The sequence below is a fragment of the Dyadobacter subterraneus genome (genome assembly GCF_015221875.1).
GTDB classification, from domain to species: Bacteria; Bacteroidota; Bacteroidia; order Cytophagales; family Spirosomataceae; genus Dyadobacter; species Dyadobacter subterraneus.
The window spans coordinates 1,589,744-1,606,113 of sequence record NZ_JACYGY010000002.1; the positions used below are offsets into that span (position 1 = coordinate 1,589,744).

Consider the following 16,370-nt stretch of genomic DNA (forward strand, 5'->3'; position numbering starts at 1 on the left):
AGAAGTTTTTTCATTTTGAATAAAAGTAATTCAGACCTCAATTTCTACCAATACAGAAGTCCCTTCCCCTGGTTTTGACTGTATATCCAGTTTCCCATTAAGATAATCAACCCTTGCCTGGACATTTTGTAACCCTGCGCCTTTATTATTTTGAAGAATCGAAGTGTCAAATCCTTTACCATTATCTTCCACCGTTACGCTCACACTTTGCCCTATTTTGCTAAGCTGAACCTGAGCTTCTGTCGCTTCGGCGTACTTGATAACGTTATTCAGCAATTCCTGCACAATCCGGTAAAGTACAATTTCAATTTGAGAATCCAGTCTTTCTGAAAAACCGAAAGTCTGGATATTGACATGTAGCTGTTTTGATTCATTAATTCCATCGCAGAAATCATTCAACGCATCCACGAGGCCGAAACGAACCAGAGTTTCCGGCATCATACTATGAGCCACCCGGCGCATTTCGCTTATGGCGCCGTCGAGCTGACTTAGTGCGCGTGTGAATGACAGCGCACTGGATTCGGGTAAAATTACATTTCCTTTCACAGAATTGAGTGTGAGTTTAATGCCGGATAAAAGTCCGCCAAGTCCGTCGTGCAAATCACGTGCAACCCTGGTCCGTTCTTCTTCCTGGCCTTTTAAAATTGAATTTGTAGCAAGCAATTGTCTTTCCTGCTGTAACTGGATAACCTCATTTTCAGCAATTTGTTTGCGGATATTAACGTTTCGGTATATTAAAACTGCGATGATAATAATTACAAACAAGCCCGCTGCAAGGCTATAAATCATCGTATTTCTTTCTTCTTTTTCTCTTTCCAATGAAATAATCTGCTTCTGTTTTTGAACGGTCTGGTATTTTGTATCCAGTTCCTGCAATTGTTTCTGCACCTCTTTTCCCTGCAAGGAATCATTCAGTCTTATGTACTTATCAAGATATTCATAAGCAGATTTATAGTCATTTTGCCGTGCCTTATCCGCTGCATAATCTTCATACAATTCAACCAAATGATCTTTCATGTCATTTTCCTCGGCAATTTTTAATGCCGCGGCGGTATATTTTGCAGATTCCTGTGGTTTTTTCAGATCCTCATAAATAAACATCAGATCACGCAAGCAGGACATTTCCAGAAACACATTATGGCTTTTACGGGATAATGCCAACCCTTTTTCAGCATAATCTTTTGCCTTTTCAAGTTGGTTCAAATTCCGGTAGGCACTGCTGAGTCCGCTATAATTTTCAGCAATAAAAATGTCGGATTTTATATTTTTTGCGATTACCAGTGCTTCATTAAGATAGGGGATACTCTCTTTGTATTTTTTCAAATTGAAAACACATAAACCCAGATTCGTCAACAAATCAGCAAGTAGCAAACTATCACCCATCGGTCTTGCCAATGCCACAGCTTTTACCTTATAGGAATAAGCTTTGTTAAACAAATTTGCCTGCTCAAAAGCTGCACCGATATTTGAATACAACTGCGCCAGAAATTCTGTTTTTCCTTCTTTTTCAAAAATGTTAGCTGCTTGCTGATAGTACTTTATCGACTCTTTGAAACTTCCTATGTAAGTATAGCTCGCACCAATATTGGCCAGACTTTTGCCGATATAAATCGGGTTATTGAGTTTCCTCGCAATCGCCAGACTTTCCTGATTCAGTTTTAAAGCCTGGGCAAATTTCCCTTGCAGATTCAGCACATAGGTATAGTTTGTCCTGAACTTGAAGCGGCCAACCTGATAATTTATTTTATCACTTAAAGCTCCCGACTTAATATAATAGCTGGCCGCGCTGTCAAGATATTCTCCTTCCAGAAATTGTCCGTATTCAATATAAGCGAGCACTCTGTTGCTGTCTTCCTTGCTTTGTTTGATGCGCTGCAAAATTGCCTTTCTGTCAATATTGGATAGTGTTGTTTTTTGGGCTATCACTTTAAAGCAAATAAAAAGCAAAATGAATGAGCTTAAAACTGATTTCATTGAACTGATCCGGGGTTTATTATGCCGTTAAATTACTTGCATAAATGTCTGAAATAAAACCTTTTAATAATATCCTCTAAAAGTATGATTTTTCAAAAATGGTGCTTTTGTACGATTGATCGGCACACTCCGGCAAAACTACCTTTGTATTGTTCAAAGTTAGCCAAGCGTCCTCATTTATAATTAGTTATAACAACAAATAAATCAAGACGCACCTTCATCAACAAACTCTATTTATTAATTCATCCTTAACAAAACATATTATGAAAACTCAACTTACAATTTTGCGCACACTGGTAACCTGTACCGTTTTGGGAATAGCTTTAAGTTGCTCCAAATCAAACCCTGTTGTTGCTACATCCTGCGAAAAGAATGCGGAAAAAGTAACTAACGCTGGTACCGCATACGCGGCTGATCCTACAAGTAAAACAAAATGTGAGGCGTACAAAACGGCAGTAAATGATTTCTTTAAATCCTGCCCGACATACTATTCCGGTGCGTCAAAAGATGCGTTGAATGATTTTTTGAATACTCCTTGTAACTAGGGGCAGAAGACGATTTGAAAGATTTTACAAATTAAAAGAGAAGTCAGCTATGCGTAATGCTTTAAAAGTTGACTTCTCTGAGCCTGGATTTACTATTTTCCGCGGGAAACCTGCTTGTCCAGAGATTGCAGACCAGTAGCCGGAATGTAACCTTTTGTACCGTCGGATAATCCGATCCGGTAACCTTTTGCCAGTTCACCAAGTATCTTGACAACTTCATTTCTTGGTAAAACACGAATTTTCTGTGCGTTGGAAAAATCATTGCTTGCATACAGATTCACTTTGTTTTTCACACGTACAGAATCTCCTAACCAGATGGATTTTACAGGCAAGGCCGGAAGTTTTTCTTTTTTATCATTAATAAAAGGCAGCGGATCAACCGCGCCGGATCCACGGGTATAAATTCCAAAATGCAGGTGGGGCGACGTTGTGATGGCATTTCCTGTATTGCCAACCAATCCCAAAGTATCACCCCGAACCACACGCTGGCCTACCGATACGAGCTGACTGTCCAGATGGGCATAATAAATGGAATATGGACTTCCGCTTGCTGATAAAAATACAATTTTCCCTCCAAGATTATTTGTGCCGGTTTGTGTAATAAATCCATTTTCAACAGCCACAACAGGCGTTCCTCTGGGTGCTTTAATGTCGATTCCTTCATGAGATCTTACGCCGCCATCCCGCTGCGCGCCCCAGAAACTGATCAGATTTTGCATGCCATAACTTGCCAGTGGAAAAGTTAGCGTTGGCTGTGTGGTAAGTGTTAAGGAAATACGGAGTTTTTCATTCAATCCGGTTTGAATTCTGATTAACAGCGTATCACCTTCCGAATCGTTAATCGTTACTATATCTTCATTTGTTTTGAGATATTCAATCCGCTGAGGTTTTCCGTTTGCCTTGATTCTGTATAATTCCAAAAATAATTTTGAAAGTGAATCCGCGTCATTACGTGTTGGAACGATTAACAGTTTTCTGCCTTCCGGTATTTTCAGCCGAACAGATTGAGCCGGCAATGAATCGCCAAGATAAAATCTTTCCTGATAGGGGACATTTGTAAATAAGGTATCACTCAAAACTTGTTTTCCAGCCTTAAACCAGGTTTGTGCTGCAACAGTTTTTTCTGCTTTAAGTTTATACAATTCCTGCTCGTAATGTTCCTGTGGCGTTACCGGAAACCAGTGGGAAACTGGCACACGCTTGCAGGAAATTGCAAAAAAAGCAATCGCGATGAACAGGAAAAGTCTTGATAATAATCTCATAGGTTATATTTTATTACTTAAAGTGGTAAGCAATAAATTCATGCCATGAGGATGTTTTTGAATTGTGCAGACACTGTCTGCACAATTCAAAAAGTACTATCAATTTTTATTCAATCCGTCGATATACAGTTTCCGTGGCCTTATCTTCCTGGCCTTCCGGAGAAATGTTGTATGCTGTAATGATCAGTTTATCATTATCAACTAATTCAACAACCGTACGCCAGCCCCATGGTTCAGGAAAGTCTGGGCCGCCGTAACTGCCCAAAACGGAAAAACCGTTATCAACAGGATTTCCGATGGATAACATGATGCCTGTTCCCATATGAAAACTGTCGATCCAGGAGGACTGAATAACATTATTTTGAATGTCAAAACCATAAACCGCGATTCCCTCAAAAGGATTGTCCGTTAAACTTCCCTGATATTCATGCATCACAAATCGCCCTCCGAGTATTGAGCGAATAGTACCTTTCATGGGAGATTCATCTGCTACAACGTCAGGTTCAAACCAGGTTTTGGTTATTCCTTCCCAGGTTCCTACCAGAGCCTGCAATTTTTGATGTTCACCGGATTCAAGAGAGATTTCAAATTTACTTTGGGCCATAGTTACTCAGCGTGAAAATTATTGATTTGTCCTGATTTTAGTTTTCCTTTTTCCGACAACGCATGCTCCGAAGAGCGTTTCATTGTTTTGATAAAATCTACTTTTTTGAATCTTAGCGCACTCCAGTCTTCATCTATTGCAACCATTCTGACTGGTTCCAGATCATAATTTCCCATAATCTGCCAACCAGTATCCCGGTTAAAATCGCATTTATATTTTTTAGAAGTTCCTTTCGGATAACACATCCACAACACTGCATCGCCTTTCAAAAGCTGGGCAATTTTGGGAATCAGATTATCAATTTCAATTTGTTTGGTAACAAAAACCAGGATAAAATCTATTTCGGAAATTTCTTCAAGAGCATTAACAACCGCAGCTTTATCACGGATACTATCGAGATTTACTCCGAAAGAATCCGGAGCATTTAACACCACGACCGTTTTTTGATTTTTCAGATTTAATTTCTTAAAAACTGCATCCATATTTATATCATTTAATGTAGGAGTTTGCGGGGCGTTTCGCTGTATCAGGATAATATTTGTGGAGCCTAAACAACTGCTATAAATTTAAAACCTATGCATGAATATTGGTACTGATCATCCACTTTTTTCCAAAAGAATCGGTTAGTTGCCCAAGCCAGGCGCCCCAAAACTGTTTTTCGAAAGGCATGGTGATTTTTCCGCCTTCTGCCAGTTTGTTGAAAATTTCTTCTGCCTTCACTTCTTCATCAAAACCGATAGATAAATCGACACCATTTCCTTCCTTTATTTCAACACCTGGAAATGCGTCGCAGGCCATTAATGTGTTATCTCCAAAATCCAGCTGGCAGTGCATGATTTTTTCCTTATAATCCTCTGGTATTTCCATAGGAGCATTTTTAAAGTAATCTTTATACACAATTTCCCCTTCGAAAACCGTCAGGTAAAAGTCAATCGCTTCTTCACAGGTGCCTTGGAAATTTAAATACGGGATCAGTTTCATGGTATTTATTGATTACAGTACAGGACAAAATTAAGTATATTGCCTGCGGAAAATACAGGCTTAAAAAGTCAACAGTAAGGGGGATTTGGGACAAAAATGCATACATTAGTCATAAACTAAAAAAGAGAAAATGGTACAACTAGCGCTTTTAATTACAAAGAGACACCGTTTACTTAGCGTAGCGGCAATTTTGGATGTTTTTGAATCGGTAAACAGATTTTATCAGGCTCAGGGCGAGTCTTCTTTTTTTGATATAAAATTATTCACACTTGCATCAGAATCTGCCGACCAGACCTTTGGTAATTATGAACTTCAACCGATAGAAACCGCTGAACAACAAAACATAATACTAATTCCTGCTTTTGCTTCGGATGTAACACAGGTTGCAGTTGGAGAAAATATCCAGTTTATTCCATGGCTTCAAAAGCAGTATCAGAACGGTGCTGAAATTGCAAGCTTTTGTACCGGCGCATTTTTACTTGCTGCGACTGGTTTGCTGAATGGAAAAAGTGCAACGACACACGTGAATTCGACTTCGGCTTTTGCAGCAAATTTTCCGGCCGTGCGTTTGTATGGAGATGCGATTGTGACGGATGAGGAAGGAATTTATACCAGCGGTGGTGCCACAAGCAGTTTTCATCTGATGCTTCATTTGTTAAAAATATATTGCGGCAGAGAAGTGGTGCTTCACATTGCCAAATTGTTTGCCATTGACATGGACCGTGAGCAGCAGGCATACTTTGGCACTTTTCAACCACCTCTGAATCACGGTGATATTCTGGTGACTATGGCGCAGAAAAAGATTGAAGACGCCTATCAGGAATCCAGCACCATTGAGGAAATGATTCAGGATATTCCCGCCAGCAGACGAAATGTGGTACGTAGGTTCAAACTTGCCACGGGCGTAACGCCGATAGAATATTTGCAAAAAACCAGGATTGAAGCAGCTAAAAAATTGCTGGAATTAACCGATCAGAGTGTACTGGAAGTAATGCTGAATTCAGGTTATAATGATCTGAAGGCATTTCGTCAGTTGTTTAAAAAAAGTGCAGGTATGACGCCAAAATCATATCGTGAAAAGTTCAATGTGGGCAGAATGGAAGGCATAGGTTATGCCTCAAAATAAATTTATAGTTCATTTCATTTTAAACCAATTGATACCTCCATGTGTCAAAGTCCCGTAAGTCAGATTATACGTTTTTCATGTTACTGACAGTTACTTAAAAATGAAATTATGTTAGCCATATCAAAAAATGTAATACTTGCGGCTGTTTTTCTGATCGGTCTGGCCGGGGTAAAAGCCCTGGCGCAGGATAATACCTGGCCGAAGGAAATCCCGCTTTCGGGTGGAGGAACGATTTCCATTTACCAACTTCAACCTGAAAAACTTTCGGGAGATAATCTGAACGCGCGTGCGGCCGTTTCTATCCGCAAAAAATCGGGTGACGAACCAGTTTTTGGTGCCATGTGGATTCAGGGACAACTAACTGCCGGGAATAATACAACACTGAAAAATGTGACGGTACGTCAATCAAAGTTTGCCGATGATGATAATATTGATACTGATAATTTCAAAAAATCGGTTGAGCAGGGTTTTCCAGGCTTACGGGTACAGTTTTCCAGAGATAACATTCAGGCTGCCATTAACCAGGAACAAGGTGCAGAAAACCTGAAAAATGATGCGCCACTGATTATTTATCGTGATAAACCAACGACGCTGATTGTTCTGGATGGTGAGCCAATGGAAGAAAAGGATGACGACCTGCAAATGACGAGGGTTGTCAATACGCCTTATCTGATCGTCAAAAATCCGGATGATAATAAGTACTATTTGTATGGAGGAAGTTTCTGGTATTCATCGACCCGGGTTAAGGATGGATGGGTTTATGTCAAAAATATTCCGTCCAGAATCAAAGCAGTTGATGCCAAAATGAAAGAAGAAGAGAAAAAAGCTTCTTCGGAAAATGAGGAAACCAACAAATTTACAACGCCAACGGATATTCTTGTCGTTACTGAGCCTGCTGAAATAATTCAGACGGAAGGAAAACCGACGTACCAGGCTGTTCAGGGTTCTACTTTGCTCTATGTGAACAATTCGCTTGACGAAATTTTCAAGGATATTGACAGTCAGAAAAATTACATTTTGATTGCCGGAAGATGGTATAACAGTACTTCTCTAAACGGACCGTGGCAATATGTTCCGCAGGATGCTTTGCCGGCAGCTTTTGCCAATATTCCGGCTGGTTCCGAAAAGGATGGTGTTCTGGCTAGTGTGGCAGGTACGGAAGAGGCTGATGATGCCGTGATGGAAGCACAAATCCCGCAAACTGCCAAAGTGGACCGCAGCACAGCGAGAGTTGAAGTGAATTACGACGGAGATCCACGTTTTGTACCAATTCAGAATACAAATCTTTCGGTTGCAGAAAATGCCAATATCACCGTTATGCAGGCTGCCAACAATCAGTTTTATGCATTGGAAAATGGTATATGGTTTATCAGTAATAATCCATACGGACCTTGGCAGGTTGCCAATGAACGGCCCTCAGATTTAGACAGAATTCCGCCAAGCAGCAGCGCGTACAATGCACGTTATGTATACATTTACGAGACTACACCGCAATATGTCTATGTTGGTTATACCCAGGGATATATGGGGAATTACATTTACGGGCCAACTGTTGTGTGGGGGACAGGCTGGCATTATCGTCCTTGGCGGGGAAGATATTACCGGCCTCGTCCGGTGACCTGGGGTTTTGGTATGCATTACAATCCTTGGGCTGGCTGGTCCATGAGTTTTGGATTAGGATTTAATGTGGGTTGGTATCACTATGGCCGTTCGCGACCAAATTATGGCGGCTGGTTTGGGCCTCCGGCCTATCGTCCTCCTTATCGTCCCTGGGGTTGGAATGGCGGATATTACGGAAGCCGACAAGGTAATGGCGGCTATCCAAATCGTCCAAGACCCAATATGACAATTAACCGTCCCGGAAATGGTAACGGCAGACCGAATTATGGAAACAATAATAACAACTTGTATCGCGACAGAAAATATGTAGTAGCAACGCGGGATAACGTTTTCAGACCATCTGTACGTCCGGGTTCGGGCAGGCCAACAGACGGGAATAATATTCCAGGTCGCCAAAATGGAACAAGACCTGTAACAGGAAATGACCAAAATGGGCGTCCAAATATCGGAAGACCTTCAACCGGTTCGGGACAAACCACTTTTCCTGACAGAACCAGACCTGCAATTGGGAACGGTCAGAATGCGGGTCGCCCTGACGTAACGCGTCCATCAACGGGCAGAGATCAAAATACGATTCCGGACAGAACGCGCCCGGGCATTGGAAACGGTCAGAACGGTCGTCCGAATGTTACTGTACCGTCCACAGGTTCCGACCAAAATACAGTGCCCAACCGGACCAGACCTAATATTGGAAATGGACAAAATCCTCGTCCTGATATTAGCAGACCAGCGGATGGGAACCAGAATGCCCGGCCAACCATTACCCGGCCAGATCAGCCGACCCGTCAACCGGCTCAGCAAAACCAGAACGACCGTCAAAATTCCAGACCTGCTGTGATTCCAAATCAGAATCGCGCGCCTCAAACAAGACAACAGCCGGCTGCAAATCCGCAAAGAAATAGTGCTCCGAGACAAAATGCACAGCCGGCAAGAGAAAGAGGCAATCCCAGGGGCCGAGAGTAGTAGATAATAATTTCTGATCAGGGTTTCAGAGGTCTATTTCAATAGAAATCTGAAACCCTGATTTTTTTGGTAAAATGAAAAAAACAGCCTGACGAAAACGGGTAAATTGATTAAATGGTGAATTATCATAAATAGCTTTAAGTTAACAATGTAGTTGACTATATATATTTTAACATAAATAAGAATGATGAATAATTCCCTGACGATCAAACCGATTTACAATAATCACTGTAAACAAATTTTGGATCTTATTTTACCAATCCAGCAAATCGAATTTAATGTTCCGGTAACACTTGAAGGACAACCGGATTTATTAGATATCGAAACACATTATCATAATACCAAAGGAGGTTTTTGGGGAGCAAAAAACGGAGATGAATTAGTCGGTTCAATAGCTTTAATTGGTTTTGGAAGTAATTCAGGAGCTATTAGAAAAATGTTTGTGAAAAAGGAATTTCGTGGAAAAGAAAATGGAGCTGCGCAGCAATTACTTGAAACCTTAATAACATTTTGTAAAGAAAAAGAGATTACAAATCTTTATTTGGGTACTGTTCATATGTTAAAAGCAGCGCACAGATTTTATGAAAAAAATGGTTTTATAAAAATGAACAGTGAAGATATGCCGGCTAATTTCCCGAGGATGATGGGCGAAAATGTTTATTATCATTTAATTATTCAATGAGCATATACAGCATAACATCAATTTTGCAGGCATAGCAACTACCAGGGATGATTTCAGAGAAAAACTCTGAAATAAATTTTGATAAGAGGAAAATATTAAAATTGATCATTATGTAATTATAAATGTATTTTTTTGATTTATTTCCATTGAAGATCATGTATTGAAATACGTATAAGGGTGAAAGTTAGGGTGAGGATTGTTAACGAAATCTGTTAATTCTGATTGATAGAGGATCGACGGTAAAGAAGAGAATTACCGTTAAATAAGAACTGATAGTTTTGCGTTTCCAATTTTATTAGAATTGCATCGTTTTTGATACAGTTAAATGCCTTTGGTTAAAGAGTTTAAGATGTATTGAATTGAAAGAACAAAACAAAAATCCCTCATCGTTATGAAACCTGTAAACAGTTTAATTTCCCTTAACACAATTCTCAGGCCTGAGAATCACAGCCCATTACACTACAAGTTACACTCTGAAATTCAGTCGAGATACAGAGTGGTACAAAACAACCGCCGATGCCATTTCTAGGTATTGCGAATTAACCGAATCAGCTTCTGTCATAGTTCATATCAACAGGCGAAAACTGTTTGGGATATTGCTGTGAGTATTTGAAACTGGCGGTTACTATTTATGCTTTCAAGAACTTAGGAAAATTAATAAGTGTCTGACTATCGTTTTAGGCTCAGCTTGGGACGATCTGTCTGTTTACTGTTAATTCAACGACCTTACGGTGACGAATTTACCCTCTTCTAACAACTTAAATTATGAAATCTATCGCAAAATTTTTACTACTGATTATTAGTCTTTTCTCTTTTAGAACAATCTATGGACAGGCTGATCCTGGTTCGTCTGGAATGGGTTTCACCCAATCTATTTTTCAAATAAACGGAAAGGGAGCACTTGAAGTAATTATTGGCAACTATTCAGGTGGTTTTTCCACCGGGAAGGCTTTAACACCGTATGATGCTACGTTTACGATTAGTATTCCATATATTCTGAAAGTAAACGGACCTCTGGACTTTTCGAAAGTCCCTTTTGATGTGATAATAGTGAGCCAGATGTCAACTTTTTCAGGATCAACGGTTATCAAACTGACGGTGCCGGATGGGATCCCGAAAGGAAGTTACGGAACTGTAAAGATTCCTTTAGTGGCGGTGAAAGGTGATGCAGAGATTTTATACGCAACTGTTGTAACAGAATTTAACCTTAGCTATCCTCCTTCTGGAAATTTAATTCCAGGCAATGATCTCATGTCCGCTCCGGTTTCTGTTATATCACCTCTTCCGGTAACATTATTGTCGTTTAAGGCCACTAAGGAAAATACGCAGGTTAATCTGGACTGGTCAACAACCTCGGAAACGAACAGTGACAGATTTGATATTGAGCATAGTCAGGATGGAAAAGATTGGAATTTAATTGGCTCAGTAGCCTCCGGTGTCGAAAGTAAAAGCAGACTGGATTATCATTTTTTACATACAAATCCGTCGAATGGAAATAATTATTACCGTCTGAAAATGATCGATAAGGATGAAACTTTTGCGTTTAGTTCTATTAAAAATATCGAATTTGAAAATTTAGATCTGGAAATATTTCCGAATCCGGTTGCGGATCACCTTACAATCAAGACGAATAACTGGGTTAATGTGAATAATATCAGACTGATAAATCTTTCCGGAGCCACGGTATATGATTCTGGCAAGACGCCTTTACAATCTGTAAATGTGACAAACCTGAAACAGGGAATTTACATTATGAAAATTGGGAAAACTGATGGCTCCTGGGCAACTCAGAAAATTATAGTGTCGAGGTAATCTGAACAATTTTATTCCAATCTTGCATAACCGGCTTAAAATTGTAATAGAATCGTTATTTTAGAATTTCAATTGACAATCAGAGGTTTATTAATTTAGCTAATGGCTTTTCTCATTACATTTAATAAGGACTTTGGGTTAGTAAATTGTCGAACGCTATAATGGATGAATCGCTGGTTACTTTTTAAAAAGTTTTTTAGCCCTCTGGTATATCTGGGCTTCCTTACATTGGTCGGTACGTTTGGTTATGTAATCATTGAAGATTACCGTTGGCTGGATTCACTTTACATGACCATAATTACCATCAGCACGGTTGGTTATGGAGAAGTGAACAAGTTGAGTGATGGCGGCCGTCTTTTCACGATTCTTCTGATTGTGAGCAGCGTGGGGCTTGTTGCGTATTATCTGACACTCGTAACAAGGCTGCTTGCCGATGGAGAATGGAGCCGGGAATATCAGCAATATAAACAACACAATTATCTGCAAAAAATGGAAAACCACGTGGTGGTATGCGGTTATGGGCGAAACGGACGTCAGGCTTGTGAGATTCTCAGGCAAAATGATGTCAGATTTGCGGTTATTGAATCTTCAAAAGTGGCTGCGCCTCATCCGGGAGATGTGATCATTTATGCTGATGCAACCCGGGACGAGGTTTTAATTGAGGCCGGAATCTTAAAAGCAAAAGCCATTATCATTTCCTTACCGGACGATGCCGCTAATTTATTCATCGTATTAACAGCAAGACAGTTGAATCCTTCCATTGTGATTATAAGCAGGGCTTCTTATGACCAGAGTGTTAACAAATTAAAAATTGCAGGAGCAAGTAACGTGATCATGCCCGACAAACTGGGTGGAGCACATATGGCCAGTCTGGTACTTATTCCCGATGTTCAGGAATTCATTTCCCTTATCAGTTCCCAGCACAATGAAAAATTCCAGATTACAGAAATTGAAGTGCATAATTCCATTCATTTAGGACAGCTTAATTTATGGCAGCAAACGGGCTGTACGATTTTGGGTGTTAAAATGATCAATGGAAAATACCACCGCAACCCCGAGCCGGCTTACATAACCACGCCGGGAGAAGGTTTATTATTAATGGGAAGCGGACAGCAGATCAAGGCGGCTACTGTTTTGTTAGGTTGATTAGAATAATAAATACCACTTATCAGAAGAGAATGGCTCAGGCTTTCAAGTCTGAGCCATTCTCTTCTGATAAAGTGATTTGAAAATATTTTTGACAAATTCAAACGCGATTTATTCAATTACCAGTTTTTTGACAGCAACTTTGTCTCCAATGCAAATTTTCAAAGTAGTTGCTCCAATTCAAATATCTAACAACTTATAATTGAAGGACCATCTATATTTATTAATATTTTGAATAAAAGCTGAATAATGAGGAATGATATTCCTGCTCAAAGGATTATACAAGCTTAATCAGTGATAATTAAATAGAGATTTTTCCATTTAAAAGAAGATTAATCTTGCGTCAGATCAATCAATTTTCTGGCATTTTCCAGCGCGTATCCATTTATATCGTTATTAAAATATGCCCAGATGTTATGCCCTTCTGATTTCCAGCTTTTAAATTTTTCAGCATAATCCGCCAGAAAATTATCATCGTAAGATGAAGAATAAAGGCCCATTGGGCCATGAAATCTTACATAAATATCTTTGGCAGTAATCGCTTCGAGATATGGAAAATTGTTGGAATGCGCCAATACTAATGAAACTCCGAATTTTTTCATAAGCATAATACTTTCATCAGAAAACCAGGATTCGTGACGCACTTCCATGGCAAATTTATAATCCGGTTTCGTTTTTAAAACTTGGTAAAATTCTTCGGTAAGTTCTTCATGAAAATGTACGCTGGCAGGAAGCTGAATAAGGACAGGACCTAATTGTTGCTTGATTTCATCAAAAATGCTGCAAAATCTGTCAACAGGTTCCTGCGCATCATGAAGCTTTTTCATGTGACTTAGATATCTGCTCATTTTTGGGCAAAAGAGAAACTCGTCAGGAACTTGTTTGACCCAATTTTTAACTGTTTCTTCTTTTGGCAAATGATAAAAACTGGTATTGATTTCCGCGGTGTGAAATTGTTTGGAATGGTAAGAAAGATAATCGGTTGGTTTCAAGCCATCCGGGTAATAAATTCCAGCCCAGTGTTTGTAGCTCCACCCCGAAGTTCCAATGTGAATTTTGGCTTTCTTATCCATTGATGATTCGTTTAATCGTCAACGGATAAGAAAAAATCCTGCCAGAGAACCGGCAAACTAAATATTCCCTTTTTTCATTTCTTTAATTGCATAATCTACCGCTCTCGCAGTCAGCGCCATGTAGGTTAATGAAGGGTTTTGGGTTGCTGTTGAAACCATAGAAGCACCGTCTGTTACAAATACATTGGAACATTGGTGCATCTGATTCCATTTGTTCAAAATAGAAGTTTTAGGATCTTTTCCCATTCTGGCCCCGCCCATTTCATGGTTTTCGCTTCCCGGATTTCGTTTGGTATCTGATGTTTTAATATTTTTAAATCCGGCTTTATCCAGCATTTCAGAAAGTTGGACATAAAAATCCTGGACCATTTTCATGTCATTATCATCAAAATCGACATGCATTCTTAGTGTCGGAATTCCCCATTTGTCCTTCCGAGTTTGATCCAATGCTATAAAATTGGTTTCCTTCATCAAAGTCTCACCCATCATTTGAGCACCGGCAGTCCATCCGCCGATTTCTGGTTTTAGCAAACGTTCTTTTAATGATTCTCCAATTCCGTCTGTTGGGTTTCCCATTTTGTTGGAAGAAAAGGAAGCTGCATAGCCCCGGAGAAAATCAGTTTCCTGTTTAACAACATTACGAAAACGCGGAATATAAGCAGCATTGGGTCTTTTTCCATCCGTTGTAGAATCCAAAAATCCGTCATAACCGGCTGTGATTCGTCCACGATAATTATGAAAACCGATAAATTTGCCCAATACACCACTGTCATTTCCTAATCCATTTGGAAAACGGTTGGAGGTAGAATTCAACAAAATCAAATTAGAATTAATGGCAGAGGCATTCAGGAAAATGATTTTGGCATAATATTCCGTCATTTCTTTTGTATTGGTGTCTACAACACGCACACCGGTTGCCTTCTTTTTCTTTTCATCATATATAATAGAATGAACGACAGAATAGGGTTGTAAAGTCAGATTTCCCGTACGTTCTGCCCAGGGAATTGTTGATGAATTGCTGCTGAAATATCCTCCGAACGGACATCCACGCTGACAAATGTTTCGATGCTGACATTTTGCCCGGCCTTGTTCCGTGTGAATTGGCTGAGGATCCGTAATATGTGCCGCTCTTCCTATTATTATCGGACGGGTGTTATTATAATTTTTAGCAGTTTGTTCGCTGAAATGTTTTTCGACGCACGTCAGTTCGTGAGGAGGTAAAAATTCGCCGTCGGGCAATTGAGGCAATCCATCTTTATTTCCTGAAATGCCTGCAAACTTTTCGACATAACTATACCAGGGAGCAATATCTGCATAACGAATTGGCCAATCGATAGCAAAACCGTCTCTGGCAGGACCTTCAAAATCAAAATCCGACCAGCGCTGGGTTTGTCTCGCCCACAATAACGAGCGTCCGCCAACCTGATATCCGCGCATCCAGTCGAAAGGCTTGTCTTGTATATAAGGATGTTCGGCATCTTTCATTACAAAATGCACCGAATCCTCCCTGAATATATAATGCTTGCTGGCAATCGGGTTTTGTTCACGCAACGCCAAAGTGGGTTGTCCCAAATGTGGAAATTCCCAGGGCTGCATGTTGGTAGTTGGATAATCTACAATATGTTTGACATCTTTTCCGCGTTCTAAAACGAGTGTTTTTAATCCTTTTTCAGTAAGTTCTTTCGCCGCCCAGCCGCCGCTTATCCCGGTACCGATCACAATGGCATCAAAAGTGCGAGCTTTTACTGAATCTATATTAAGGTTTGACATTTCAGGAATTTGTTCATGGGTGATGGTAATCCGGACGTGCCGAACAAATTATTTATCTTAAAAGGAAGAGATTAATATAATTACTGTAAGATTAATAAAACTGTTTAGGCTGATTATAATTGAAGCCATTATGTAGTCAGGCTGTTGCGAATCTTATATTAATGTAGCGCAAAGTTCTTCCTATATATAAACAACGAAAAATCTATTAACCCTTTTTTGATATAGAAAGTAGTATTTCCAAAGTAGGTGAAGAATTGTTCTTCGTTTTGTGCTTAGAAGTACAATTCTTCAAAGAAATTTGATTCCTAATTATAAAAAGAACTTTCGGGTATCATTTGCATCAACTTTGAAAAGAGATTAAGCTACAATTTACCTTATCTCCAATCCTCACTATCCATGAACGTGGCCAAATCTCGCGTATTTTCAACTACATCGATGAACTTCAAAAAAACTTTGGGGTGGATTTTCCTCATTTTGAGCTTCTTACAAATTATTTCAAAAAAGATTTTTAAATACTTTGGCTTTGCACTTGCGTGTTAAAAAAAAAGGCTGCACTTTTGCACTCCCAATCGGGTAGTACGGCGCTGAAAACGATCAGCGCAGCGAGTTCCGGAAGATGCGGAGCACAGTTCTTTGACATGATGAAGAGAGTAACAAGATAGTTCGTTTAAGAAGATAACGTGGGATCTTTCGGGGTTACCACAAACAAAAATTTACAATGGAGAGTTTGATCCTGGCTCAGGATGAACGCTAGCGGCAGGCTTAATACATGCAAGGCGAGGGGGCAGCAATGTCACCGTCGTACGGGTGCG

Annotated in this window: 14 protein-coding genes and 1 rRNA gene; 7 read left to right on the forward strand and 8 right to left on the reverse strand. The window is 39.8% G+C overall.

All coding sequences use genetic code 11. The annotated features are described in order from the left end of the window. Positions 1-30: 30 nt before the first annotated feature. On the reverse strand, positions 31-1,974 hold the full coding sequence (locus tag IEE83_RS32175) for a tetratricopeptide repeat-containing sensor histidine kinase (protein WP_194124796.1): 1,944 nt from the start codon (positions 1,972-1,974) through the stop codon (positions 31-33). Between the two features lie 263 nt (positions 1,975-2,237). Between IEE83_RS32175 and IEE83_RS32180 the strand changes: the two genes are divergently transcribed. Next, a complete protein-coding gene (locus IEE83_RS32180) occupies positions 2,238-2,519 on the forward strand; it encodes a hypothetical protein (RefSeq protein ID WP_194124797.1) in 282 nt (93 codons plus the stop codon). Positions 2,520-2,611: 92 nt separating this feature from the next. On the opposite strand, the gene IEE83_RS32185 is transcribed toward IEE83_RS32180, so the two are convergent. From IEE83_RS32185 to IEE83_RS32200, 4 genes are all read right to left on the reverse strand, one after another. Continuing rightward, positions 2,612-3,781 carry a peptidoglycan DD-metalloendopeptidase family protein gene (locus IEE83_RS32185; RefSeq protein ID WP_194124798.1) on the reverse strand — a complete coding sequence of 390 codons (1,170 nt, stop codon included), beginning with the start codon at positions 3,779-3,781 and terminating at the stop codon, positions 2,612-2,614. A gap of 106 nt (positions 3,782-3,887) precedes the next feature. After that, positions 3,888-4,385 (reverse strand): DUF1579 domain-containing protein, encoded by a 498-nt coding sequence (locus tag IEE83_RS32190; protein WP_194124799.1) that lies wholly within the window; start codon positions 4,383-4,385, stop codon positions 3,888-3,890. Between the two features lie 2 nt (positions 4,386-4,387). Next, positions 4,388-4,867 (reverse strand): hypothetical protein, encoded by a 480-nt coding sequence (locus tag IEE83_RS32195; protein ID WP_194124800.1) that lies wholly within the window; start codon positions 4,865-4,867, stop codon positions 4,388-4,390. A 91-nt stretch (positions 4,868-4,958) separates the two neighbouring features. Beyond that, positions 4,959-5,366 (reverse strand): VOC family protein, encoded by a 408-nt coding sequence (locus tag IEE83_RS32200; RefSeq protein ID WP_194124801.1) that lies wholly within the window; start codon positions 5,364-5,366, stop codon positions 4,959-4,961. A gap of 130 nt (positions 5,367-5,496) precedes the next feature. Between IEE83_RS32200 and IEE83_RS32205 the strand changes: the two genes are divergently transcribed. The 5 genes from IEE83_RS32205 (at position 5,497) to IEE83_RS32225 (ending at position 12,715) form a co-directional block, all read left to right on the forward strand. Next, positions 5,497-6,492: a GlxA family transcriptional regulator gene (locus IEE83_RS32205; protein WP_194124802.1), complete on the forward strand. Its 996-nt coding sequence runs from the start codon at positions 5,497-5,499 to the stop codon at positions 6,490-6,492. A gap of 108 nt (positions 6,493-6,600) precedes the next feature. Beyond that, a complete protein-coding gene (locus IEE83_RS32210) occupies positions 6,601-9,075 on the forward strand; it encodes a hypothetical protein (protein WP_194124803.1) in 2,475 nt (824 codons plus the stop codon). 184 nt (positions 9,076-9,259) lie between these two features. Beyond that, positions 9,260-9,757 (forward strand): GNAT family N-acetyltransferase, encoded by a 498-nt coding sequence (locus IEE83_RS32215; protein WP_194124804.1) that lies wholly within the window; start codon positions 9,260-9,262, stop codon positions 9,755-9,757. A gap of 765 nt (positions 9,758-10,522) precedes the next feature. Continuing rightward, positions 10,523-11,569, forward strand: a complete 1,047-nt coding sequence (locus IEE83_RS32220; RefSeq protein WP_194124805.1) for a T9SS type A sorting domain-containing protein — start codon at positions 10,523-10,525, stop codon at positions 11,567-11,569. Between the two features lie 165 nt (positions 11,570-11,734). Further along, positions 11,735-12,715: a potassium channel family protein gene (locus IEE83_RS32225; RefSeq protein WP_194124806.1), complete on the forward strand. Its 981-nt coding sequence runs from the start codon at positions 11,735-11,737 to the stop codon at positions 12,713-12,715. Positions 12,716-13,047: 332 nt separating this feature from the next. Here IEE83_RS32225 and IEE83_RS32230 read toward each other — a convergent pair whose 3' ends face one another. From IEE83_RS32230 to IEE83_RS33370, 3 genes are all read right to left on the reverse strand, one after another. Then, positions 13,048-13,788 carry a DUF72 domain-containing protein gene (locus IEE83_RS32230; protein WP_194124807.1) on the reverse strand — a complete coding sequence of 247 codons (741 nt, stop codon included), beginning with the start codon at positions 13,786-13,788 and terminating at the stop codon, positions 13,048-13,050. Between the two features lie 57 nt (positions 13,789-13,845). Further along, positions 13,846-15,558 carry a GMC oxidoreductase gene (locus tag IEE83_RS32235; RefSeq protein ID WP_194124808.1) on the reverse strand — a complete coding sequence of 571 codons (1,713 nt, stop codon included), beginning with the start codon at positions 15,556-15,558 and terminating at the stop codon, positions 13,846-13,848. Between the two features lie 508 nt (positions 15,559-16,066). After that, positions 16,067-16,198 (reverse strand): hypothetical protein, encoded by a 132-nt coding sequence (locus IEE83_RS33370; RefSeq protein WP_262893283.1) that lies wholly within the window; start codon positions 16,196-16,198, stop codon positions 16,067-16,069. A gap of 75 nt (positions 16,199-16,273) precedes the next feature. Between IEE83_RS33370 and IEE83_RS32240 the strand changes: the two genes are divergently transcribed. Next, positions 16,274-16,370 (forward strand): 16S ribosomal RNA (locus tag IEE83_RS32240); the annotation flags it as partial.